The sequence below is a fragment of the Burkholderia sola genome, assembly GCF_905400185.1.
In the GTDB taxonomy this organism is placed as follows: Bacteria; Pseudomonadota; Gammaproteobacteria; order Burkholderiales; family Burkholderiaceae; genus Burkholderia; species Burkholderia sola.
Genome location: NZ_FR989676.1, coordinates 92,714 through 116,928, shown reverse-complemented (window position 1 = coordinate 116,928; position 24,215 = coordinate 92,714). Strand labels below are relative to the sequence as shown.

Annotated in this window: 21 protein-coding genes and 1 pseudogene; 16 read left to right on the top strand and 6 right to left on the bottom strand. The window is 67.4% G+C overall.

Features of this window, described 5'->3' with window-relative positions:
- Positions 1-54 precede the first annotated feature (54 nt).
- Positions 55-168 (top strand): annotated as a pseudogene (locus tag KR541_RS36705) (thioesterase); the annotation flags it as partial.
- Positions 169-211: 43 nt separating this feature from the next.
- Here the strand turns inward: KR541_RS36705 and KR541_RS17045 are convergent.
- The 4 genes from KR541_RS17045 to KR541_RS17030 form a co-directional block, all read right to left on the bottom strand.
- A complete protein-coding gene (locus KR541_RS17045) occupies positions 212-1,264 on the bottom strand; it encodes an AI-2E family transporter (protein WP_050017367.1) in 1,053 nt (350 codons plus the stop codon).
- Between the two features lie 232 nt (positions 1,265-1,496).
- Positions 1,497-2,081 carry a BPSL1445 family SYLF domain-containing lipoprotein gene (locus KR541_RS17040; protein ID WP_050017366.1) on the bottom strand — a complete coding sequence of 195 codons (585 nt, stop codon included), beginning with the start codon at positions 2,079-2,081 and terminating at the stop codon, positions 1,497-1,499.
- Positions 2,082-2,145: 64 nt separating this feature from the next.
- A complete protein-coding gene (locus tag KR541_RS17035; protein WP_050017365.1) occupies positions 2,146-2,532 on the bottom strand; it encodes an ElaB/YgaM/YqjD family protein in 387 nt (128 codons plus the stop codon).
- 285 nt (positions 2,533-2,817) lie between these two features.
- On the bottom strand, positions 2,818-4,701 hold the full coding sequence (locus tag KR541_RS17030; RefSeq protein ID WP_204384125.1) for an ExeM/NucH family extracellular endonuclease: 1,884 nt from the start codon (positions 4,699-4,701) through the stop codon (positions 2,818-2,820).
- Between the two features lie 206 nt (positions 4,702-4,907).
- Between KR541_RS17030 and KR541_RS17025 the strand changes: the two genes are divergently transcribed.
- The 6 genes from KR541_RS17025 (at position 4,908) to KR541_RS17000 (ending at position 9,691) form a co-directional block, all read left to right on the top strand.
- Complete coding sequence (locus KR541_RS17025) at positions 4,908-5,261, top strand: YciI family protein (protein WP_006482933.1); 354 nt, start codon at positions 4,908-4,910, stop codon at positions 5,259-5,261.
- A 125-nt stretch (positions 5,262-5,386) separates the two neighbouring features.
- On the top strand, positions 5,387-5,806 hold the full coding sequence (locus KR541_RS17020; protein ID WP_011548204.1) for a YciI family protein: 420 nt from the start codon (positions 5,387-5,389) through the stop codon (positions 5,804-5,806).
- Between the two features lie 26 nt (positions 5,807-5,832).
- On the top strand, positions 5,833-6,249 hold the full coding sequence (locus KR541_RS17015) for a VOC family protein (RefSeq protein ID WP_050017363.1): 417 nt from the start codon (positions 5,833-5,835) through the stop codon (positions 6,247-6,249).
- On the top strand, positions 6,246-7,514 hold the full coding sequence (locus KR541_RS17010) for an RNA polymerase sigma factor (protein WP_050017362.1): 1,269 nt from the start codon (positions 6,246-6,248) through the stop codon (positions 7,512-7,514). The genes KR541_RS17015 and KR541_RS17010 overlap by 4 nt, the downstream gene beginning before the upstream one ends.
- Positions 7,515-7,808: 294 nt before the next feature.
- Positions 7,809-8,231: a rubrerythrin family protein gene (locus KR541_RS17005; protein ID WP_006479492.1), complete on the top strand. Its 423-nt coding sequence runs from the start codon at positions 7,809-7,811 to the stop codon at positions 8,229-8,231.
- Positions 8,232-8,353: 122 nt separating this feature from the next.
- Positions 8,354-9,691: a heterodisulfide reductase-related iron-sulfur binding cluster gene (locus KR541_RS17000; RefSeq protein ID WP_050017361.1), complete on the top strand. Its 1,338-nt coding sequence runs from the start codon at positions 8,354-8,356 to the stop codon at positions 9,689-9,691.
- 14 nt (positions 9,692-9,705) lie between these two features.
- Here the strand turns inward: KR541_RS17000 and KR541_RS16995 are convergent, their stop codons facing one another.
- Positions 9,706-10,788, bottom strand: a complete 1,083-nt coding sequence (locus tag KR541_RS16995) for an RNA-guided endonuclease InsQ/TnpB family protein (RefSeq protein WP_216089661.1) — start codon at positions 10,786-10,788, stop codon at positions 9,706-9,708.
- A gap of 89 nt (positions 10,789-10,877) precedes the next feature.
- On the opposite strand from KR541_RS16995, the gene KR541_RS16990 reads away from it, so the two are divergent.
- Complete coding sequence (locus tag KR541_RS16990) at positions 10,878-11,459, top strand: DUF3501 family protein (protein ID WP_050017950.1); 582 nt, start codon at positions 10,878-10,880, stop codon at positions 11,457-11,459.
- A gap of 725 nt (positions 11,460-12,184) precedes the next feature.
- Positions 12,185-13,126, top strand: coding sequence for a transposase (locus KR541_RS16985; RefSeq protein WP_050017951.1), 942 nt, complete (start codon positions 12,185-12,187; stop codon positions 13,124-13,126).
- Positions 13,127-13,243: 117 nt separating this feature from the next.
- On the opposite strand, the gene KR541_RS16980 is transcribed toward KR541_RS16985, so the two are convergent.
- On the bottom strand, positions 13,244-14,785 hold the full coding sequence (locus KR541_RS16980) for a mannose-1-phosphate guanylyltransferase/mannose-6-phosphate isomerase (protein ID WP_050017952.1): 1,542 nt from the start codon (positions 14,783-14,785) through the stop codon (positions 13,244-13,246).
- A 431-nt stretch (positions 14,786-15,216) separates the two neighbouring features.
- Between KR541_RS16980 and KR541_RS16975 the strand changes: the two genes are divergently transcribed.
- From KR541_RS16975 to KR541_RS16945, 7 genes are all read left to right on the top strand, one after another.
- Positions 15,217-16,590 (top strand): undecaprenyl-phosphate glucose phosphotransferase, encoded by a 1,374-nt coding sequence (locus tag KR541_RS16975; protein ID WP_050017977.1) that lies wholly within the window; start codon positions 15,217-15,219, stop codon positions 16,588-16,590.
- A gap of 74 nt (positions 16,591-16,664) precedes the next feature.
- A complete protein-coding gene (locus tag KR541_RS16970) occupies positions 16,665-18,077 on the top strand; it encodes a UDP-glucose dehydrogenase family protein (protein ID WP_050017953.1) in 1,413 nt (470 codons plus the stop codon).
- A 30-nt stretch (positions 18,078-18,107) separates the two neighbouring features.
- Complete coding sequence (locus KR541_RS16965) at positions 18,108-18,551, top strand: low molecular weight protein-tyrosine-phosphatase (RefSeq protein ID WP_006482944.1); 444 nt, start codon at positions 18,108-18,110, stop codon at positions 18,549-18,551.
- Complete coding sequence (locus tag KR541_RS16960; RefSeq protein WP_050017954.1) at positions 18,545-19,723, top strand: polysaccharide biosynthesis/export family protein; 1,179 nt, start codon at positions 18,545-18,547, stop codon at positions 19,721-19,723. The genes KR541_RS16965 and KR541_RS16960 overlap by 7 nt, the downstream gene beginning before the upstream one ends.
- A gap of 51 nt (positions 19,724-19,774) precedes the next feature.
- Positions 19,775-22,000 carry a polysaccharide biosynthesis tyrosine autokinase gene (locus tag KR541_RS16955; RefSeq protein WP_050017955.1) on the top strand — a complete coding sequence of 742 codons (2,226 nt, stop codon included), beginning with the start codon at positions 19,775-19,777 and terminating at the stop codon, positions 21,998-22,000.
- 62 nt (positions 22,001-22,062) lie between these two features.
- Positions 22,063-23,022, top strand: coding sequence for a glycosyltransferase family 2 protein (locus KR541_RS16950; RefSeq protein ID WP_050017956.1), 960 nt, complete (start codon positions 22,063-22,065; stop codon positions 23,020-23,022).
- A gap of 43 nt (positions 23,023-23,065) precedes the next feature.
- Positions 23,066-24,211, top strand: coding sequence for a glycosyltransferase family 4 protein (locus KR541_RS16945; RefSeq protein WP_124553956.1), 1,146 nt, complete (start codon positions 23,066-23,068; stop codon positions 24,209-24,211).
- Positions 24,212-24,215: the final 4 nt, after the last annotated feature.

The window sequence follows — 24,215 nt, the reverse complement described above, 5'->3', positions numbered from 1 at the left end:
CGGGCGCGTATCGAGCGAGCCGAGTTCGATCAATCCGGCCGCAGTTGCACATGGCTGACGCCGGGCCGCGCGCATCGCGTCGGCCCGTATGGCGGCGTGATGACGGATGCGGCGGATGAAGCAACGGGCGCCGTGGCGCCCGTCGTGATCCCTATCCGTCATCCTTGACCGGCGAGGTCCGCACGCATGCGGATCGCCGGCCGGCCGCGCGTCATTCGCCCTGTTCGGCGCGCGCGTAGATGTCCCAGCTCGCCATGAACAGCGCGGCGACGAGCGGCCCGATCACGAAGCCGTTGATGCCGAACAGCGCCATCCCGCCGAGCGTCGAGATCAGCACGACCCAGTCGGGCATCTTCGTGTCCTTGCCGACGAGGATCGGGCGCAGCAGGTTGTCGACGAGGCCGATCACGCCGACGCAGAACGCGACGAGGATCACGCACTTCCATACCGCGCCGATCATCAGGAAGTAGAGCGCGGCCGGCACCCACACGAGGCTCGCGCCGATCGCGGGCAACAGCGACAGGAACGCCATCAGCGCGCCCCACAGCACGACGCCCTCGATCCCGAGGATCCAGAAGATCAGCCCGCCGAGCGCGCCCTGGACGAGCGCGACCGCGATGTTGCCCTTCACGGTCGCGCGCACGACCGTCGTGAATTTCGCGAGCAGCAGGTTCTTGTGCTCTTCGTCGAGCGGCAGCGCGCGGCGCACGCGGCGGCCGATCTCGCCGCCGTCGCGCAGCAGGAAGAACACCATGTACAGCATCACGCCGAAGCTCACGACGAACTGGAACGTGTTCTGGCCGATGCTGAGCGCCTGGGTGGCCGCGAACTGGCTGATCTGCGCGGCGCCGTCGGTCAGCTTCTTCTGGATGCCCGGGATGTTGGTCAGCCCGTATTTCTGCAGCAGGTTCTGGATCGACGTCGGCAGCGCGTGGATGATGTCATGGAAGTACTGCGAATAATTCGGCTGCGCATCCTTGAGTTCCTGGTACACGTACGCGATTTCCTGTACGAGCGTCGCCGTGACGAACACGAGCGGCAGGATCACGATCAGGATGATCAGCGACATCGTGACGAGCGCGGCCAGATTGCGCCGCTTGCCGAAGCGTGCGGCCAGCCAGCGCTGCACGGGCTGGAACAGGATCGCGAGAATGGTGCCCCAGAAGACGGCGCCGGAGAATGGCGCGAGGATCCAGCAGAGTCCGACGGTGACCGCGAACAGCAGGAAGTAGAAGAATTTTTGGTGATCGTGTCCGCTATCCATGGGTACATTCGCGCAGATTGATGCGTGGTTTGATTGAATCTCGTTGCCCCGCGCGCGATCGGTTCGCGAACGTCAGGTTCGCGGCGCAATGCGCGGCCGGGCGGCCCATGCGGAGTATGCCCGCAAAGGTGCCGCCATCATAGCCGCTGCGTGAGACACATGCGAAAACGCCGCGGCCGGGGCCGCGGCGCTGCCGGGAAGCGAACGCGGCGCGAGGCCGCGTGCCGGATCGTCAGATGTTGAGCTTGGTGACCTTCGTGCCGTTCACCGACAGGTCGCCCATCAGGCCCGCGTTGGTCAGGACCAGCACTTCCACCGGTGCGGTAGCCGTGTTGGAGTCGACCGCGCCGTTCGCGCCGACCTTCACGACCGCGACCGACGCGTCGGCGCCGGCCGACCAGCCGTCCGACTTGCGGAACGAGTCGAGCGCATCCTGCGTCATGAACAGGAACACGACCGCCTTCGATTGCGCGCCGGCCTGCAGGCCGACCGACAGCGACGACGTGTTGTAGTAGCCGACGGTGCTGCCGCCGACGCGCAGCGCGCCGTTGCCGGACTGGGCGCCGACGATGAAGCCGGCTTGCAGCACATTCGGGAACACGAGGACGCCGCGTGCTTTCGAGACCAGGTCGCGCGAGCCGGGCACCGTCGAATACAGGCGCGACAGCGTCGCATTCACGCTGGCGTCGATCGACTCGCGCTTCGACGCGCTGGCCGCGGCGCTATCGGGTTTGCCGGACGTGGTCGTGCAACCGGCGAGGGCGAGGCTGCCGAGCATCACGGCGGCGGCGGCTTTCATGGCGAGGGATTTCTGCATGGCGTTTCTCCTTCGTTGTCTGATGGGTGACGGGCGAGGCGGGCGGCGGTACACGCCGCCCCGTTCAACGGCGGGAAAGGAGCAGGCCCGCAACGAACGCAAGGCCCGCGACGACGCCGGCGGTTTGCCACGGGTTCTCGTGCACGACTTGCGACACGCGTTCGGCCGAATCGCGCAGCCGGGCGGCCGCGCTGCCCGACGCATAGTCGAGCGCGCCGCGTGCTTCATCGAGGCGGGATTGCACGCGCTTGCGCAGCGTGGCGATATCGCCATCGCCATCGTTTTTCAGCAGATCTTCCAGTTCGTCGACTAGCCCGCGCAGATCGTCGGTCACGTCGGCATGCAGATCGCGGGCAGCCGCGCGCGTCGTGCGGCCCACGCGTCGGCCGGTGCGACGGATATCGGACAGCCCGCGGTCCAGCTTGTGTTCGATCGAGTCGGTAAGCGCCATGGTGTTTATCCTCCTTTGATTCCAGGCAATTTGAAGATAAGACGAATCGCTGCAACTGATGTGATTCACTTGATCCGATTGAGTTTCGAGACAAATTTTCAATTCGTCGGCAGGATCGCCGGGAAACCCCGTCGCGCGGGGCGGCGCTGCGGTTGAAAAAATTTCGCGCGTCGGGGCGATACAGCGTGTCGAGCAGCGGATCGCAGTGAAGGTGCGGTAAATATGGCGCCGCCACCGGCATCAGGTAAATAGTGCCGTTGCAGGTTGAGCGCTGATGCAAATGCACTACTCGACGCCCGGTCGAGGCGCACGATTCGTGCCTGATGCCGGCTGCGGGCCGGTATCGTTCAGTGCGACGTCGATGACGACGGGATCGTGGTCCGACGAGCGGTAGGCGTCCGGTGCGTAATAAGCCGACCGTCGCGTGCGCGTTTTGTAATCGGGCACGGATTGCAGCGCGACCGGTTCGTCCGCATTGATGTGCCAGAACCGCACGGCCTTCACGCGCGCGGCGAGCGGCGGCGTGGCGAGCGCGTGGTCGAGATTGCCGGCTTCGCCGCGAAATACGTAGCTGTACGCAGCATCGCCGACGAAGTGCGCAACCAGGTTCGCGTAGCCGCGCGCTTCGAGCGTGCGGACCGGGTCTTCCTTTGCATAACTGTTCAGATCGCCGATCAGCAGCACGCCGTCGGCCGCGACGCCCGTCGGCGACGTGGCGAGCCAGTCGGCGACGCGTGCGGCCGCCCGCGTGCGCGCCGCGTTCCAGCAGCCCTGGCCGTCCGACTGGTCGAGATCGGCGCCGCTCGCGTGCGGGCAGTTCTTCGACTTCAGGTGATTGACCGCGACCGTGAACGCACGCGTGCCGCCGATGCGCCGGAACGTCTGCGCGAGCGGCGGGCGGTGTCGGCCGCCGAGCGAGACGGTGGCGGCGCGCCCGACCGGCTCGATCGTGCGGCTGTCGTACAGCAGCGCGACCGCGATCGCGTCGCGGCCCAGGCGCGCGGTGCCGGGATCGACCGCGCGCCAGCCGTCGCCGAGTTGCGCGGCGAGCCGACGGATGGCGCTCGCGTCGCCGTGGCCGTTGTTCGCGATTTCCATCAGCCCGATCACGTCGGCGCGCAGCGCGCGCAACGCCGCGACGATCTTCGCTTCCTGCCGCGCGAACGCGGCGGGCGTTTTCGCGCCGCGGTTGGCCGGCGCGTCGAATCCGCCGCCACGGCCGTCGCCGTTGAAATAGTTGAAGACGTTGAACGACACGATGCGCACGTCGGCATCGGGATGCCGGGCCGGCGCCGCGGTGCGCGCGTTCGCGGCGGCATTGAATACGGGCGCCGCGCCGGCCACCGGTTGCAGCCGCCATGTACCGTAGCGCAACTCGAGCACGCCTTCGACGCCGCGTACCGTGTAGCCCGCGCGCAGCGTGTTGGCGGCGTTCAGCGCGGGCGGCGGATAGCGGACGGTCGCCGGGTCGCGGCGGTTCGAACCGTCGTCGAGCACGAGGCGATTCAATGCGTTGGCCGCTGCCTGCGCGGCAGCGTCGGCCGGCGGCGCGACCTGGGTCGGCACGCGCAGCCGGCCGTTGCTCAGCACGATGCTGCCGTAGCGGCCGAGTTCGTAGGTATCGCTGACCGTCAGCGTTTGCGGCAGGCGTACGCGCATGGCTTCGTGCGCGGCGAGGACGGCGGGCGACGCAACCGGCAGCGCGAGCGCGGCCGGCGTGACCGTCTGCCCGCGTGCGCAGACGGCCACGCGGCCCGACAGCGTGAGCTGCGTCCGGCCGTATTTCTCGTCGACCTTGCCGGTCAGACGCACGAGATCGCCGGGTTCTGCGCGCGCATTCGGTGCGTAGACGAACAGGCCTTCCGGAACGCCCGGCCGGTGTTGCCGTTGCGCGTCGGCCTGCTGGACGAAGAAGCCGCCGAGGCCGTCTGCGCCGCCGAACGCCGCGGTGACGACCGCTTCGATCGACGTCGTTTGCCCGGCGAGCCGCGACGGACCGCCGGCGCGGCGGATCTCGGCGATCGCCGTGGCGGGGCCGCCGCAACCGCTGCCGACCGGCAGCGCGGCGGGGGGCGGCCGCGCGCAGAAGGCCACGGACAGCACGGCGGACAACACGACGAACAGCGCGACGAACAGCGCGACGGCAAGCAGGGGGAGCGGGCGTGACATGGGACGGTCCACAGGATGAAAATCCGACAGTTCGGGACCGCATCTTGAAGGCAAAATGTCAGGCTGCGGCCGAAATGGCCGTTCGGCCATTGCCGGTTGGCCAACGATGCGGCAAGCCGCCCCGCGGCTGTTACGCTTTCGCACCGGGCGTCGTGTGCCGCTCGGCCGCTGCATGTCGCCGCACCCCGTTCCCACAGGAGAAATCCATGTCTTACATGCTGTTGATTGTCGAACCGACCGAGCAGCGCGCCGAGCGCACGCTCGACGAAGGCCAGGCGCTCTATGCGCGGATGGTCGATTTCGCCGAGTCGCTGAAGGCGCGCGGCGTGCTGCGCGGCGTCGAGTCGCTGGAACGGTCCGAGCGCGGCACGCGCGTGCAGGTGCGCGACGGCGAGACGCGTCTGCTCGACGGGCCGTTCGCGGAGGCGAAGGAGATGGTCGGCGGCTTCTTCCTCGTCGACGTCGACACGCGCGAGGAAGCGATCGAAATCGCGCGCCAGTGCCCGGCCGCGCAATGGTGCACGGTCGAGGTGCGCGCGGTCGGCCCGTGCTTTCTGTGAGCGTCGCGACTCGGTATTTACCCTGATTTGTCGTGGCGCGTGTCGATCCGGCCGTCTTCCGCCCGTCGTCCGGGTAAGGCGCCACGGAACGGGCGCCGCTTTCCACCGACGACAAGGAGTGAACGATGCGATTCATGATCATGATCCGGGCGAATGCCGTCAGCGAATCCGACGCGTTGCCGGACAACCGGCTGGTCGAGGCGATGACGGTCTATCACGAGGAACTGGCGAAGGCCGGCGTGCTGCTCGACGCCAACGGCCTGAGGCCGAGCGCCCACGGCTGGCGCGTGCGCTACACGGGCGGCAAGGGCACGGTGATCGACGGCCCGTTCGCCGAAACGAAGGAACTGATCGCCGGCTACACGCTGATCCAGGTGCGCTCGCGCGACGAGGCGCTCGAATGGACGCGCCGGTTCCCCGCGCCGTTCGGCGCCGAGCTCGATTGCGAGATCGAGGTGCGGCCGCTGTTCGAGCTCGACGACCTGACGCCGAGCGACGCGGTCGAGCGGTTCCGCGATCTCCACGTCGGCCGCAGCCACGCCTGAATCCAATCTCACCGGGAGCACCCGTCATGCACAAGATGGTTTTCATCAACCTGCCGGTAGCCGACCTGCCGCGCGCGAAGACGTTCTACCAGGCGCTCGGCTTCGAGGTCGTGCCGGCCTATACCAACGAGCAGGCCGCCTGCATCAAGATCAGCGATGCGATCTTCGCGATGCTGCTCGTGCGGCCGTTTTTCCAGACCTTCACCGACAAGACCATCATCGATCCGGCGACGCACATCCAGGTGCTGTCGTGCCTGTCGTGCGATAGCCGCGCCGAAGTCGACACGCTCGTCGCGAAGGCGCTGGCGGCCGGCGGGGCCGCGCCGCAGGCGCCGCGCGAGTACCCGAACATGTACGGCCACGGGTTCACCGATCCGGACGGCCACACGTGGGAACTGATGGCCATGCCGCTGGAGGCGTCCGCCCAGGGGCAGGCGTCGTGACGCATGAGGCGACGCATCGTGCGATCGAAGCGGTCTGGCGAATCGAGGCGCCGAAGATCATCGCGCGCGCCGCGCGCGTGGTGCGCGACGTCGGCGTGGCCGAGGAACTGGCGCAGGACACGCTCGTCGCGGCGCTCGAGCACTGGCCCGTCGACGGCGTGCCCGACAACCCGGCCGCCTGGCTGATGACGGCCGTGAAGCGTCGCGCGCTCGACCGGGTCCGGCAGGAGTCGCTTCATTCGGCCAAGCGCGACCAGCTTGGCCACGAGATGGACGCGCTCGAAGCGCACGTCGTCCCCGACATCGCCGATGCGCTCGCCGACGCGCGCGACGACGACATCGGCGACGATCTGCTGCGGCTGATCTTCACGTCGTGCCACCCGGTGCTGTCGACCGACGCGCGCGTCGCGCTAACGCTGCGGCTGCTCGGCGGGCTGACGACGGGCGAGATCGCGCGCGCATTCCTGACGCCGGAGCCGACGATCGCGCAGCGGATCGTGCGCGCGAAGCGCACGCTCGCGGCCGCGCACGTGCCGTTCGAGGTGCCGGCCGCCGATGCGCGGCCCGCGCGGCTCGCGTCGGTGCTCGAAGTGATCTATCTCGTGTTCAACGAAGGCCATGCGGCGACGGCGGGCGACGACTGGATGCGCCCGGCGCTGTGCGACGAGGCGTTGCGGCTCGGCCGCGTGCTGGCCGGCCTCGCGCCGGACGAAAGCGAAGTGCTCGGGCTCGTCGCGCTGATGGAGTTGCAGGCGTCGCGCATGCATGCCCGCGTCGACGCGCAGGGCCGGCCCGTGCTGCTGCTCGACCAGGACCGCAGCCGCTGGGATCCGTTGCTGATCCGGCGCGGCCTCGCGGCGCTGGAGCGGGCGACGAAGCTCGGCGGCGTGCGCGGGCCGTATGCGCTGCAGGCCGCGCTTGCCGCGTGCCACGCGCGGGCGCGGCACGCGGCGGACACGGATTGGGCGCAGATCGTCGCGCTGTATGACGCGCTCGCCGAAGTCGCGCCGTCGCCGGTCGTCGAGCTGAATCGCGCGGTCGCGGTGGGGATGGCGTTCGGGCCGGCCGCCGCGCTCGAACTCGTCGACGTGCTGCGCGACGATCCGGCGCTCGCGCGCTATCACTGGCTGCCGAGCGTGCGCGGCGATCTGCTCGCGAAGCTCGGCCGCGCCGACGAGGCGAAGCTGGAATTCCGCCGCGCGGCGGAACTGACGCGCAACGAGCGTGAGCGCGAATTGCTGCTGAAGCGCGCGATGGATGCGTGACGCGTGACGAGCGCGGCGCCGCCGCGCACCGCACACTACCCGCCGTCCCGTCCCGTCCCGTCCCGTCCCGTCCCGTCCCGTCCGCTCCCGCGCACCGCATGGCGCCCGTCTTCCCGCCATCCGCCGCACACCGCCCCCCGACACTATCGCCCGCATTGAAAAAGCCTATTGGGGGATGCGAACGCGAGCGCCTAGATTGAAGAGCACGACGCGCGCCCGGCGCACGCATCGTTCCCCACATATCTGATCGGCCCGGCGTCGCACGCGGCCGCGCCGACTCGAACGGAGGCGCAAATGGCTCAACTCAAGGGCAGCAAGACCGAAGAGAACCTGAAGGCCGCATTCGCGGGCGAATCGCAGGCGAATCGGCGCTATCTGTATTTCGCGTCGAAGGCCGACGTCGAGGGGCAGAACGACGTCGCCGCGCTGTTCCGCTCGACCGCCGAAGGCGAAACCGGTCATGCGCACGGCCATCTCGAATACCTGGAAACCGTCGGCGATCCGGCCACGGGCCTGCCGTTCGGTTCGTCGCGGCTGAATCTCGAATCGGCGATCGCTGGCGAAACGCACGAATACACCGACATGTATCCGGGCATGGCGAAAACCGCGCGCGACGAGGGGTTCGACGAAATCGCGAACTGGTTCGAGACGCTCGCGAAGGCCGAACGCAGCCACGCGAACCGCTACACGAAGGCGCTGGACAGTCTCGTCGACTGACGGGCCGCCGCGGGCCGCCCGGCATCGCCGTGCGACCGGCACGCGGCCGGCTGTTCGTTCATCGCCGCCCGCATCGTGCGGGCGGTGCGCTTGCGCACATGCGCGCCATGCGGGAGCGCCCCATGCCCCACAAGGAAGGCAGTCTCGAAGCGCCGACCCGGCATCCGCTCGACTGGCAGTCCGAAGCGTTCTACGACCAGGCCGAGATCGATGCGGAAATGACCCGCGTATTCGACATCTGCGCCGGCTGCCGGCGCTGCGTGTCGCTGTGCGGCGCGTTTCCGGCGCTGTTCGACCTGGTCGACGACACGCCGATGGGCGACGTCGAGGACGTGCCGAAGGAAGCATTCGGCAAGGTCGTCGACCAGTGCTATCTGTGCGACCTCTGCTACATGACGAAATGCCCGTACGTGCCGCCGCATGCATGGAACGTCGACTTCCCGCACCTGATGTTGCGCGGCAAGGCCGCGCGTTACAAGCGCGGCGAAGCGACGCTGCGCGACAAGGTGCTGTCGAATACCGATGCGCTCGGCCATTTCGCCGGCATTCCGGTCGTCACGCAGACGATCAACGCGGTGAACCGCACGCCGCCCGCGCGGCACGCGCTCGAAGCGGCGCTCGGCGTCGATCGCCATGCGTGGCTGCCGGAGTTCGCGCCGCGCACGTTCCGGCGCGCAGCCGAGCGCTCGGCGAACCCGCCCGTGCGCGACGGCGAACGCACGCCCGGCAAGGTCGCGATCTACGCGACGTGCTACGTGAATTTCAACGAGCCGGGGATCGGCCACGACCTGCTCGCGATCCTCGCGCACAACGAGATCCCGTACGAACTCGTCACGCGCGAAGCGTGCTGCGGGATGCCGCTGCTGGAGCAAGGCAACCTCGCCGGCGTCGCCGCGAAGCAGGCGGTGAACATCCCGGTGCTCGAACGCTACGCACGTGAAGGCTATGCGCTGATCGGCGCGATCCCGAGCTGCGTGCTGATGTACAAGAGCGAGCTGCCGCTGATGTTTCCCGCCGACCCGGCCGTGCGCGCGGTGGCCGACGCGTTCTGGGACCCGTTCGAATACGTGATCGCGCGCCATCGCGACGGGCTGCTGAAGACCGATTTCAAGACCGGCCTCGGCAGTGTGTCGTATCACGTGCCGTGCCATGCGCGCGTGCAGAACATCGGCCGCAAGACGGCCGATGCGCTGTCGCTCGTGCCCGATACGCGCGTGACCGTCGTCGAGCGTTGCTCGGGCCACGCGGGCACGTTCGGCGTGAAGAAGGAATTTCATGCGGACGCGATGCGGATCGGCACGCCGGTGTTCAAGGCGATGGCCGAGCCGCGGCCGGACGTCGTGTCGTCCGACTGCGCGCTCGCCGGCCATCACATCGTGCAGGGCATCGACGAGAACGGGCTGCCGCCGGCGCCGCTCGCGCATCCGCTGACGCTGCTGCGGCGCGCGTACGGCATCTGAGCGGCGGCCGGCCATCACGAGGACACCCTTGACGTCCTCCTCTCCCTAAAGGGAAGGATTCCCACACCTGGCGATGCACGTCCGCATCGGAGAATGTTCAACGCAGCGTTGGTATCTCGATCATGCTCGGCACCACAGTCACTGCAGGCCCACTCTCTTATTCGCAGTCCCGCGATACCTTTCGGCCGCGTCGTGCTGTCTTTCGATCCGCACGCCGAACAGGACTGGGTCGAACCGCTTTCGTCGACTTCCTCGAACGTGGCCCCGTGCGCCATCGCTTTGTAACGGAGCTTGTTTCGGAAGGACGACCAGGACGCGTCGTAGACGCTTTTCGCCATCCTGGTCCTGGCGAGTTTGGTTGCCGACACGTTGCCGACCGCGATGTAATCGAAACGCCGCACCAGATCGAGCGCGAGCTTATGCTGGAAGTCGGCACGCGCATTCGCGACCTTGGCGTGCAGCTTCGCGATATGTCGCTTGTGCTTTCGTGCTCGCTGCGCTTTCGCCAGCTTTTCCGCCGCGCGTCGACCGAACTGGTCATTGGGCAGTTTCTCGCCGGTCGAAAGTGTGGCGAAGTCTTTCAGGCCGAGATCGATGCCGACACCAGAACGGATCGGACGAGCCTGAACATCCGGCATCTCGATCACGATGTTGAGAAACCAGTTGCCGCGCGCATCCTGTGCAAAGTTGGTCCCATCCTTGATCTTGCCTTCGGGAAGCGGTCGACTGTTAAACACCCGAAAAGTATTGCCGGCAAAGCGAAACGCGTCCCCCTCGCGCTTCAGGTCACGCCCCTTCAGCGGCACCCAACCCAGCGATTTCCTGCCGCGATAGCGCAGGTAGGGGCGTCGGTGCTGACTGCGCGACTTCGCGTATTGCTCGCACGTCGCGTTGACCGTGCCGGAGTGAATGCCGAGTTCCTTGCTGCTGCCGGTCGTCAGCACGTTCAGGTCGAATCCTGTCGGCCACTTCTTGCCCCACTTGAGCGCGTGCTTCTGCGTGTCGGTGCAGAAGTTCCAGACGTAGTTCACCGCACGGCTCTGCTTGTTGAGCAGTCCGTTGAGCGATTTCACCCGGTAGCGGTAGACAAGGATCATGCCGGTGATCCTAACCCGTGGAAGAAGCTGCCTGTCAACAGCACGCCTTTCCTCCCCGTCCTGAAGGACGGGGTTTCTCGGAGCAACTGATGACGCTGACCCGCGACTCCCTGCTGACGCTCGAAGCGTACGCGAAGATCCGCAAGGCCGAACACGCGCGACTCGTCGCGTACAAGCGCCGCCGCGCGGTGGCGCTCGGCAACCACCTGCGTTTTCTGTTCGAGGACGAGACGACGATCCGTTATCAGATCCACGAGATGCTGCATATCGAGAAGATCTTCGACGAAGCCGGCATCGAAGGGGAACTGGAAGCGTATCTGCCGCTGGTGCCCGACGGCACCAACCTGAAGGCGACGATGCAGATCGAGTACGAGCACGAGATCGAACGGCGCGCGGCGCTCGCGCGGCTGATCGGTGTCGAGGATCGCGTGTACCTGCGGGTCGACGGGCACGCGAGCGTCTACGCGATCGCCGACGAGGATCTCGAGCGCGACAACGCGGAGAAGACGTCGGCCGTGCACTTCGTCCGCTTCGAGTTCGATGCGCCGATGCGCGCGGCGCTCAAGGGCGGGGCGGCGCTGTCGATCGGCTGCGATCATCCGGCCTACACGATGCCCGCGCAGCGCATCGACGCGGACGTGACCGCGTCGCTGGCAGGCGATCTGCGCTAGCGCCGCCGTCGTCGCGAGCCGCGCAAGCCGGCTTCCCCCTTTCCGTTCGGACCCGAAACAGCCGCGTCGCAGCCCTGCGGCGCGGCCGCTTGCCGGTTGCGGCGAAAATGTAACAAGCGTGACGGATTTGCATGCGGGGACAGAGTGGGCGCGCCGCGTCAGCGTATTTTCATTCCTCGCAGCGAAACAATAAAAAGATTGTGCATCGAGATAATTTGATTCAGGTCAAATTGAATGATTTACCGATTCGTGAATAACTTGTTACGAATTTTTCCCTGATTTACCGATTCCCCGTAACCCTTCCGGAAGAGCTTGCCGGCTAGGGTCGGAGCAGGCGGAAACTGCCGTTTCAGCGCATTCTTCAGACGCTGCGGAGCCCCGCCAGACGGGCCTTTGCAGCCATCGGCATAAAGATCCCGCAAAAAAATTCAAGCGTAAATGGATTGCTCGCCGATGGCAGGTTGTTTCAGTGCGTAACATTAAGTCATTGTCATATTGAGATAAACCCTGAGGATGGTATGCTTCGTGCACAAAAATTCCCACATTGGAGTGAGACCGCGATTTGTGCGCCATTGCCGGGAATCGCGGCACCGTGAAAGTGCGGTGTCGCCCGGTATGCACAACGCCGGATAACCATAATGTGCAACCTGGCCGCCCCGCGACGCGATGTGTCGTGACGGCGCCGCCAATCGCAGCCCCGGCCTGGCTGCGTGGAGAGATTGACTATGTTCTTCGATGAGCTTAACGATGAAGAGTGGTTTCGCCTTTCAGCGCTGATCGCCGATGAACCCATCAGGCTGAACCGTCGTGGGCGTCCACGTGCCGAACCGCGCGTCGTCGCGAACGCGGTGCTCTGGATCCTGACGACCGGCGAAGCCTGGTCCAAGCTGCCCGGCCGCTATCCGTCCGGGCCGACGTGCCGCCGTCGCTACGAGGAGTGGCTCGCGAACGGCACGCTGCTGAAGATGATCGACGTGCTGACCCAGTTCAGCGGGCGCACGTTCGCGTATATTCCGCCGCCGCCGGAGGCCGTCGTGCCGGCCCGCCGCGCGGAGCCCGCGCCCGACAACGACCGTCTGCGCGGCGTGTTCTGGCAGAACCCCGAGTCGTGGCAATTGCCAGGCGCGCAGGCAAACGTTTGGCAGGGCGAGGGTGCGTCGCTGAGCGCGATGGCGGACGACCCGATGGACGGCCGCGCCGACGTGTCGTTTACCGTGCCCGGTGCGCCGGCCGCGGAGTTGCGGCATGCGCGGGCGTCGGCCGCGAGCTTCGCCGCGGCCGAGCCGCAGGTCGACGAGTATCGCGGCTATACGATCAGCGGCATCGCGCAGCCCGTGCAGAACCTGATGTATCGCGCGTGGGCCGAGATCTCGCAGGACGACCGTCGGGTCGAACGCTCGGGCCTGATCGGCCCGCGCTTCACCGACGCCGAGGCGGCCGAGCAGTACGCGCTCGACTGGGCGCGCCAGTGGATCGATCGCCACGGTGCGAGCGACGCACCGGCGCGCGAGCCGCAGGGCGAAGTGCTGGCCGGCTTGTCGGCGCTGGCGCGCGCGGAATCGGACATCAAGCGCTTCATCGCCGAGCGTCGCGCGGGCGCGTTGTCGGAAAGCCGCAACGATCCCGTGCAGGCGGAGCGTCGCGAGTACGCGTACCGCGTGGGCTGATCGCCGTTGCCGTGTCACGCGCGGGCCGTCGTGTGCCACGACGCCCGCGCGGAAGTCTCGTGTCTCCATGTCTGCTTAGGGCGCCGCGCGAAGCGGCGCCCTGTGTTGCATGACGCGTTACTGCCGGCCGTAGGTATCGTCGAAGCGGACGATGTCGTCCTCGCCGAGATACGCCCCTGATTGCACTTCGATCAGCTCGAGCGGCATCTTGCCCGGGTTTTCCAGGCGGTGCGACACGCCGAGCGGAATGTACGTCGATTCGTTTTCGGACAGCAGGAACGTTTCGTCGCCGCGCGTGATGCGCGCGGTGCCGCGCACGACGATCCAGTGTTCGGCGCGGTGGTGGTGCATCTGCAGCGACAGTTGCGCGCCCGGCTTCACGACGATGCGTTTCACCTGGAAGCGCTCGCCCGTGTCGACCGAGTCGTAGTGGCCCCACGGACGATGCACCTTGCGGTGATCGGTCGCTTCGGTGCCTTGTCGCGCCTTGATGTGCCCGACGATCTTCTTCACGTCCTGCACGCGCGATTTATCCGCGACGAGCACGGCGTCGGGCGTTTCGACGACGACCAGGTTTTGCGTGCCGACGCACGCGACGAGCCGGCTTTCCGAATGCGCGAACGTCGAGTCGGCGCCTTCGAACAACACGTGCCCGCGGCCGACGTTCCCGGCGTCGTCCTTCGGCGAGATCTGCCAGATCGCGTCCCACGAGCCGACGTCCGACCAGCCTGCGTCGAGCGGCACGACGACGCTTTCGCACAGTTGCGGCAGGCTCGCGAGCGGTTCCATCACCGCGTAGTCGATCGAGTTCGACGGCGACGCGGCGAACGCATCGCGATCGACGCGGAAGAAATCGCCGTCTTCCTTGCCCTGTGCGACCGCCTGTTCGCAGGCCGCGTAGATCTCGGGTTCGAGCTGCCGGATCGCCTTGAGCCAGACCGACGCGCGCACGATGAAGATCCCGCTGTTCCACCAGTATTCGCCCGACGCGACGTACTGCTGCGCGAGTTCGAGATGCGGCTTCTCGACGAAACGGTCGAGGCGGCGTACGTCGAGGCCGCCCGTGCCGGCGTCGCCGAGCGGCGCGCCGACGCGGATATAGCCGTAGCCGGTTTCCGCGTGCTTCGGCACGATGCCCATCGTCGCGATCTTGCCTTGCGCCGCGCAGTGCACGCCGGCCGCGACGGCCGCGTGAAAGCGCGGCACGTCCGCGACCGCATGGTCGGCGGGCATCACGGTCATCACCGCGTCGTTGCCGCCGGCGACGAGCCGCAACGCGGCGAGCGTCAGCGCGGGCGCGGTGTCGCGGCCGAGCGGCTCGAGCATGATGGTCGCGTGCTTGGCCGTCAGGCGCAGCTGTTCGGCGGTCGTGAAGCGGTGATCCTCGCCGCACACGATCAGCACGTCGTCGTTCAGCGGGTGATCGGCGATCAGGCCGTCGAGGCGCAGTGCGGTGGACTGCAGCAGCGAATGATCGCCGAGCAGGCCGATCAGCTGTTTCGGAAAGCGCTCGCGCGACATCGGCCACAGGCGCGTGCCGGAACCGCCGGCGAGAATCACGGGCTGCACGGCGAGGCGGGTACCGACGGCGGGCGTGCCGACGATGGGGGCGGCGGAAGAAGAATGGCGCGTTTCGGCGACCACTGCCGGAGCATTCATGATGACACTCTCCACGGTTGAAGTCAGTGCCTGTCGTTGTAGCATGAAGTAAATCGACAATAAAACCGGACCCAATGCCGGATATCCGCCGAGCCGTCATCTGGAAGAACTTTCCGCGGTAGCACTGGCCGCAAATAAAAAAATAAAAAATAATTCCCGGCGCCAGCCTGCCGCGCCCGCCCGCAAAGGGCGAGCGGAAAGCGTAAAGATTCAGAAAAAATCCCCGATCGAGCCCGATTCGGGAAATCCTGCCGATTTAATTAAAAAAGATCGCGGCAAGAATTTCCGATTATTTTTCGAAATACTTGTGCGCTTGAGGATGAATTTTCTTGTCGCTTCAATAGCGTCATGCAACGTTTGAATCGAATGTGCGGCACGGGTCGCGCAAGGCGCTGTTCGGCAAACGCCTGTTCAAAGAAGAGGAAACAGACATGTTGAGCGTGCTGGCGAGAGTCATCGATATCGCGATGGTCGTGACGGGCGCGCTGATCGCGGCTGCGCTGCACGACGGCAGCATCGGGCTCAGCGACCTGCAGCGCACGACGGTGCTGTTCGATTGCCTGCTGGTCGTCGTGTTCTTTCCGGCCATCGGCATCTACCAGTCGTGGCGCGGCAAGCGTCTCGTCGGGCTGGTGGTGCGCGTGGCGTTCGCGTGGCTCGCGGTCGAGCTCGCGGGCATCCTGATGAGTTTCAGTTTTCACCAGTCGGGCGATCTGTCGCGGCTGTGGCTCGGCTACTGGGCGCTCGTGACGATGGCGCTGCTCGCCGGCTCGAAGACCTGCGTGCACGTCGTGCTGCGGCAGTTGCGCCGCGGCGGCTACAACCTGAAGGCGGTCGCGATCGTCGGCGGCACGCCGGCGGCGCGGCGGCTGATCGCGCAGATGCGGGCGCGGCCGGAAGCCGGCTTCAACCCGGTGTGCGTGTACGACGAAAGCGAGGCGCCGGGCGAAGTCGCGCTCGACGACGTGCGCATCGAGCGGCAGTTCGAATCGCTGGTGTGGCTGGTGCGCAGCCGCGCGATCAGCGAGCTGTGGCTCACGCTGCCGATCACGGAGGAGCGCCGGATTCACCAGATCGTGACGGTGTTCCGCCACGACTTCGTGAACATCCGCTTCATCCCGGACGTGCGCACGCTGTCGTTCTTCAACCAGGAAGTGGTCGAGGTGCTCGGCGTGCCGGCGATCAACCTCGCGGCGTCGCCGATCACCGACGTGCGGATCCTGCCGAAGTTCGTGTTCGACCGGCTGTTCGCGCTGGCGGCGCTCGCCGCGCTCGCGCCGGTGATGGTGCTGATCGCGGCGCTGATCAAGCTGACCTCGCGCGGGCCGGTGTTCTTTCGGCAGAAGCGCAAGGGCATCGACGGGCACGAGTTCGAGATCTACAAGTTTCGCTCGATGAAGGTGCACCAGGAAGTGGCCGGGCAGGTCACGCAGGCGACCAAGAACGACTCGCGCGTGACGCCGGTCGGCCGGTTCCTGCGGCGCACGAGCCTCGACGAGCTGCCGCAGTTCATCAACGTGCTGAAGGGCGAGATGTCGGTGGTCGGCCCGCGCCCGCATGCGCTCGCGCACGACGACATCTACAAGGATCTGGTCAAGGGCTACATGTTCCGCTACCGGATCAAGCCCGGCATCACCGGGTGGGCGCAGATCAACGGCTATCGCGGCGAGACCGACCAGATCGAGAAGATGATGGGCCGCGTGAAGCTCGACCTGTACTACATGCAGAACTGGTCGTTCTGGCTCGACATCAAGATCGTCGTGCTGACGCTGTGGAAAGGCTTCACCGGCAGCAACGCGTACTGACACCGACGCGCTGCGTCGCACAGGCATTCGGGTTTTCCGAATTTCGAATCATTGGTCAAGGGGTCCGACACATCATGAATCTGACTATCATCGGCAGCGGTTACGTAGGGCTTGTCACCGGCGCCTGTCTCGCCGACATCGGGCACGACGTGTTCTGTCTCGACGTCGACCAGGCAAAGATCGACATCCTGAACAACGGCGGCGTGCCGATCCACGAGCCGGGCCTGAAGGAAGTGATCGCGCGCAACCGCTCGGCCGGCCGCCTGCGCTTCTCGACCGACGTCGAGGCCGCGGTCGCGCACGGCGACGTGCAGTTCATCGCGGTCGGCACGCCGCCCGACGAGGACGGCTCGGCCGACCTGCAATACGTGCTCGCGGCGGCGCGCAACATCGGCCGCTACATGACCGGCTTCAAGGTGATCGTCGACAAGTCGACGGTGCCGGTCGGCACGGCCGAGCGCGTGCGCGCGGCGGTTGCCGAGGAGCTCGCGAAGCGCGGCGGCGACCAGATGTTCTCGGTCGTGTCGAATCCGGAATTCCTGAAGGAAGGCGCGGCTGTCGACGATTTCACGCGGCCGGACCGCATCGTGATCGGCTGCGACGACGACGTGCCGGGCGAGCGCGCCCGCGAGCTGATGAAGAAGCTCTACGCGCCGTTCAACCGCAATCACGAGCGCACGCTGTACATGGACGTGCGCTCGGCCGAGTTCACGAAATACGCGGCGAACGCGATGCTCGCGACGCGCATCTCGTTCATGAACGAGCTGGCGAACCTCGCCGACCGCTTCGGCGCGGACATCGAGGCCGTGCGCCGCGGGATCGGCTCCGATCCGCGCATCGGCTACCACTTCCTGTACGCCGGCTGCGGCTACGGCGGCTCGTGCTTCCCGAAGGACGTCGAGGCGCTGATCCGCACGGCCGACGAGCACGGCCAGTCGCTGCAGATCCTGAAGGCCGTGTCGTCGGTCAACGCGACGCAAAAGCGCGTGCTCGCCGACAAGATCGTCGCGCGTTTCGGCGAGGACCTGAGCGGCCGCACGTTCGCGCTGTGGGGCCTGGCCTTCAAGCCGAACACCGACGACATGCGCGAGGCGCCGAGCCGCGAGCTGATCGCCGAGCTGCTGTCGCGCGGCGCGCGCGTCGCCGCGTACGACCCGGTCGCGCAGCAGGAAGCGCGCCGCGTGCTCGCGCTCGATCTCGCCGATCACCCGAGCTGGCTCGAGCGCCTGTCGTTCGTCGACGACGAGGCGCAGGCTGCGCGCGACGCCGACGCGCTCGTGATCGTCACCGAATGGAAGGCGTTCAAGAGCCCCGACTTCGTCGCGCTCGGCCGCCTGTGGAAGGCGCCCGTGATCTTCGACGGCCGCAACCTGTACGAGCCGGAGACGATGAGCGAGCAGGGCATCGAGTACCACCCGATCGGCCGGCCGGGCTCGCGCCAGGCCGTCGCCGCGCGCGTGCCGGGCGCCGCGCGCGCGAGCGCGTAACCCGTTTTTCGTCACTCGTTACGAGACGCCATGTTCCGGAACATCCTGATCGTCTGCCACGCGAACGTCTGCCGCAGCCCGGCGGCGGAAATGCTGTTCAAGTCGCACGCCGCGTCGCGCGGCGGCCCGCGTCCGACGTTTCATTCGGCCGGCGTCCACGCGAACGACGGCGACGGCATCGATCCGGTGATGCGGCAACTGCTGGCCGAGCGGGGCGTCGATGCGACGACCCATCGCTCGCGGCGGCTGTCGCGCCGGATCGTGCGCGACGCCGACCTGATTCTCGTCAGCGAGCGCCGACAGATCGCGGCCGTCGAAGCGGTCGATCCGTTCGCACGCGGCAAGGTCCACCTGCTCGGCAAGTGGGAAGGGGCCGAGATCGCGGACCCGCACGGCGGCCCCGAGGCCGACTACCGCGAGAGCTACTCACTGATCGAACGTCTGGTTCAAGGATGGCTACAGAAACTATGCTGAAACGCCCGATGCGCCCGGTGGCGCTTGCCGTCGCGCTGACGACTTTCCTGTCAGCCTGTGCAACCGCGCCCGGCAACTACCTCGACTCGTCGAACCTGAAGGACGAAGGCCGGCAGGAAGCGGCCGAAACCTATCCGGTTCATTACATCGACGCCAAAGTGGTGATGGACCAGCTGCAGAAAGCACAGGTCGATCATCCGCTGCCGCCCGGGCGCTATACCGATCCGTCGCAGTACACGTATCGCGTCGGCCCGCAGGACATCCTCGGCGTCACCGTGTGGGACCACCCGGAGCTGACGACGCCGCAGGGCCAGTCGTTCTCGAGCGGCGGCAACACGACGCAATCGGTCGCGGGCGCGTTGCAGCAGCCGTATACGACCGCGCTGCCGGGCCAGGCCGATCCGTACGGCCAGACGGTTGCCGCCGACGGCACGATCTTCTTCCCGTTCGTCGGCCGCATTCGCGTGGCGGGCAAGACGGTCGCGCAGATCCGCGACGAGATGGCGTCCAGCCTGTCGCGCTACGTGAAGAATCCGCAGCTCGACGTGCGCGTGCTGTCGTTCCGCAGCCAGAAGGTGCAGGTGACGGGCGAGGTGAAGCAGCCGGGCCCGCTCGCGGTGAGCGACGTGCCGCTCACGCTCGTCGACGCGATCTCGCGCTCCGGCGGCTCGACCGCCGAAGCCGACCTGCAGCGCGTGCGCCTGACGCGCGACGGCAAGCTGTACACGCTCGACGCGAACGGCGTGCTCGATCGCGGCGAGGTGAAGCAGAACGTGATGCTGCAGCCGGGCGACATCGTCAACGTGCCGGATCGCAGCGACAGCCGCGTGTTCATCATGGGCGAGGTCAAGACGCCGGTCACGGTGCCGATGCTCAAGGGCAGGCTGACCATCGCCGACGCGCTGACCGCGGGCGGCGGCATCCTCGACACCGATGCGAACCCGCGCAAGATCTACGTGATGCGCGGCATGCGCGACAACCCGACGAAGCCTGAAGTGTTCCGTCTCGACATGACGCAGCCCGATGCGCTGATGCTGTCGAGCCGCTTCCCGCTTCAGCCGCTCGACGTCGTCTACGTCAGCACGGCCGGCTCGGTGCAGTTCAACCGTGTGCTGCAGCAGGTGCTGCCGACGATCCAGACGATCTTCTACATGCGGCAAATCACGCGCTGATAGCCCGCCGGGGCGGCGTCCGCCCCCCCGGCACCACTCAAGCGGGAACGAATGGTGAACACGCAAGCGAAACACTCCTACGCGGACCTGACCGCGAAGACCGAGGAAGAGGACTTCGTTCTCGGCCAGTTGCTCCAGGTGATCATGGACGACATCTGGCTGCTGATCGGCATCGCGGTGACGGTCATCGCGCTCGCCGGCCTCTACTGCTTCATCGCGAAGCCGGTCTACCAGGCGGACGTGCACGTGCGGGTCGAGGGCAACGACAACACGTCGCAGGCGCTCACGCAGACGCAGACGGGCGCGTCGATCAACAGCGGCCCGCAGCAGGCGCCGACCGACGCGGAAATCGAGATCATCAAGAGCCGCGGCGTGGTCACGCCGGTCGTCGAGCAGTTCAAGCTGAACTTTTCGATCGCGCCGAAGACGCTGCCGGTGCTCGGCAGCCTCGCCGCGCGCCTCGCGACGCCGGGCGAGCCGTCGCGGCCGTGGCTCGGCCTGAAATCGTACGCGTGGGGCGGCGAGCTCGCCGACGTCGACTCGATCAGCGTCGTGCCGGCGCTCGAAGGCAAGAAGCTGACGCTGACGGCCGGCCCGAACGGCACCTATTCGCTGGTCGACGAGAACGGCACGCGGCTGCTGGCCGGTCGCGTCGGCGAAGCGGCGCAGGGCGGCGGCGTGACGCTGCTCGTGCAGAAGCTCGTCGCGCGCCCCGGCACGCAATTCACGGTGGTGCGCTACAACGATCTCGACGCGATCAGCGGCTTCCAGGCCGGCATCCAGGTGAGCGAGCAGGGCAAGCAGACGGGCGTCGTGCAGATTTCGCTGGAAGGCAAGGACCCGGACCAGACCGCCGCGATCGCGAACGCGCTCGCGCAGTCGTACCTGAACCAGCACGTGGTCGCGAAGCAGGCGGAAGCGACCAAGATGCTCGACTTCCTGAAGGGCGAGGAGCCGCGCCTGAAGGCCGACCTCGAACGCGCGGAAGCCGCGCTCACGCAATACCAGCGCACGTCGGGTTCGATCAACGCGAGCGACGAGGCGAAGGTCTACCTCCAGGGCAGCGTGCAATACGAACAGCAGATCGCCGCGCAGCGCCTGCAGCTCGCATCGCTCGCGCAGCGCTTCACCGATTCGCACCCGATGGTGATCGCCGCGAAGCAGCAGCTCGCGGAGCTGCAGGGCGAGAAGGACAAGTTCAGCAACCGCTTCCGCAGCCTGCCGGCGACCGAGGTGAAGGCCGTCCAGCTGCAGCGCGACGCGAAGGTCGCCGAGGACATCTACGTGCTGCTGCTGAACCGCGTGCAGGAGCTGTCGGTGCAGAAGGCCGGCACGGGCGGCAACATCCACCTGATCGATTCGGCGCTGCGTCCGGGCGCGCCGGTCAAGCCGAAGAAGGTGCTGATCCTGTCGGCCGCCGTGTTCCTCGGGCTGATCCTCGGCACGGGCGTCGTGTTCCTGCGTCGCAACCTGTTCCAGGGCATCGAGGATCCCGACCGCATCGAGCGCACGTTCAACCTGCCGCTGTACGGGCTGGTGCCGCAAAGCGCCGAGCAGGTGAAGCTCGACGCGGCCGCGGAGAAGGGCGGCAGCCGTGCGCGGCCGATCCTCGCGAGCCTGCGTCCGAAGGACCTGAGCGTCGAAAGCATGCGCAGCCTGCGCACCGCGATGCAGTTCGCGATGATGGATGCGAAGAACCGCGTGATCGTGCTGACCGGCCCGACGCCGGGCATCGGCAAGAGCTTCCTGACGGTCAACCTCGCGGTGCTGCTCGCGCATTCGGGCAAGCGCGTGCTGCTGATCGACGCCGACATGCGCCGCGGGATGCTCGACCGCTACTTCGGCCTGACCGTGCAGCCGGGCCTGTCCGAGCTGCTGAGCGATCAGTCGCCGCTCGAGGAAGCGATCCGCGAGACGCCGGTGCAGGGCCTGTCGTTCATCGCGGCCGGCACGCGCCCGCCGAATCCGTCGGAGCTGCTGATGTCGACGCGCCTGCCGCAATACCTCGAAGGGCTCGGCAAGCGCTACGACGTCGTGCTGATCGATTCGCCGCCGGTGCTGGCGGTGACCGACGCAACCATCATCGGCCGCATGGCCGGCTCGACGTTCCTCGTGCTGCGCTCGGGCATGCATACCGAAGGCGAGATCGCCGATGCGATCAAGCGCCTGCGCACCGCGGGGGTCGACCTGGAAGGCGGGATCTTCAACGGCGTGCCGCCGAAGGCGCGCGGCTACGGCCGCGGCTATGCGGCCGTGCACGAATACCTGAGCGCTTGATCGCATTTCACGACACCGGGCCGGCGCGAGCGGCGCCTGACCGGCCGACTGGAGAATCCTTGATGAAAATTTCCGTGCTCGTTCCGACCTATCGGCGTCCCGCCGACCTCGCGCGCTGCCTGCTGGCGCTGCAGCGGCAGCAGCGGCTGCCCGACGAGGTGATCGTCGTCGCGCGCCCGGAGGACGACGCCACGCACGAACGGCTCGCCGATCCGGCGGTCGGCGGCGCGCTGCCGCTACGCATCGTGCCGGTCGAGGTGGCCGGCCAGGTCGCCGCGCTGAACAAGGGGCTCGACTCGGTGAACGGCGACATCGTCGCGATCACCGACGACGATGCGGCGCCGCACGCGGACTGGCTCGCGCGCATCGAAGCCGCGTTCCTGTCCGACCCGCGCGTGGGCGCGGTCGGCGGGCGCGACTGGGTGCACGAGAAGGGCCGCTTGCTCGACGAATCGCGCGAGCTCGTTGGCCAGCTCACGCTGTCGGGCAAGATCATCGGCAATCATCACCTTGGCGTCGGCGGTGCGCGCGCCGTCGACATGCTCAAAGGCGCGAACATGAGCTACCGCCGCGCGGCGATCGAACGGCTGCGCTTCGACACGCGGCTGCGCGGCGCCGGCGCGCAGGTGCACAACGACATGGCGTTCAGCATGGAGGTGCAGCGCTCGGGCTGGACGCTGCTGTACGACCCGGCGATCGCGGTCGACCATTTCCCGGCCGAGCGCTTCGACGACGACCGGCGCGATGCGGCGTCGCTGAACGCGATCAGCAACGGCGCGTACAACCTGCAACTGACGCTGCGGGAGCATCTGCCGCCGGTACGGCGCGAGATCGCGTGGTGGTGGTGGACGCTGGTCGGCACACGCGTCTATCCGGGCTTTGCGCACGTGCTGCTGGCGCTGCCGACCGCGCGGCGTGCCCGCGTGCTCGCGCACTGGCGCGCGGTGCGCCGCGGCGCGCGCGATGCGCGTCGCACCGATCTTGCCCCCCATCGTGCGGCGATGCCGCCGGTGACGTCTTGAACGGCCTGCGCGCCTCGCGCGCGGCCATGCCCGGAGGGCTCGCATGACCACGAAGGCTGCAACGAACGTTCACGTCCATCTGTTCTACGGCGCCGATCCGCGTACCTACCGGAAAGGCGACGACATCGGCTGCCTGTACGGCTATCACCACGCCGAATCCGACGAATTCCGGCTGACCTATTCGCAGGACGGCCGCGAGAACCGCGTCGTGAGCGTCGCGCGCCGCGCGCTGAAGGCGGCGCTCGGCTTCGATATCGTGCATGCGTGGCGCAACCGCGCGACGTTGCTCGCGACCGACGTGATCTGGACGCATACCGAGCAGGAGCATCTGGCCGCCGCGCTGATCCTCAAGCTCGCCGGCGCGCAGGGCAAGCGCCCGCTGCTGCTCGCGCAGAGCGTGTGGCTGTTCGACAAGTGGGGCAGCTTCGGCGGCCCGCGCCGCTGGCTGTACCGCAAGCTGCTCGCGCGCGCCGACGCGCTGACCACGCTCGCCCGCGACAACGCCGACCTGTGCCGCCGCATCCTCGGGCGCGAAGCCGAGTTCGTTTATTACGGGCTGAACACGCAGGATTTCCCGCCGGTCGAGCCGCGGCAGTGGCAGCCGAACCGGCCGCTGCGGATCGCCGCGATCGGCAACGACCGCGATCGCGACTGGCGCACGTTCCTCGCCGCGTTCGGCGGCGACGAACGCTACGACGTGCGGCTCGCGACGCGCCGCCGCGTGCCGCGCGAATGGCATGCGCCGAACGTGAAGATCGGCCCGGCGTCGGGGCTCGCGAAGCAGCACGAACTGTACGCGTGGGCCGATGTGATCGTCGTGCCGCTGCGGCCGAATTTCCATGCGTCGGGCATCACCGTGATGCTCGAGGCGGCGGCCGTCGGCAAGCCGATGATCGTGTCCGACGTGGGCGGCCTGAGCGACTACTTCCCGCACGATACGGCCGCCTATGTGCCGGCGTTCGACGCGCAGGCGATGCGCCAGGCCGCCGATCGCTTCGTCGCCGATCCGGCGGCGGCGCTCGACTGCGCGCGGGCCGCCGCCGCCTGCCTGCGCGAGCGCGACCTGACCACGCAGGCGTTCGCCGAGCAGCACGTGCGGATCACGCGCGACATGCTGCGCCGGCGCCGCACGCCCGCGGCGGCCGGCGTCGCGATGCCGCTCGCCGATTCGCACCCTTCGTCGCAGTGAGCGC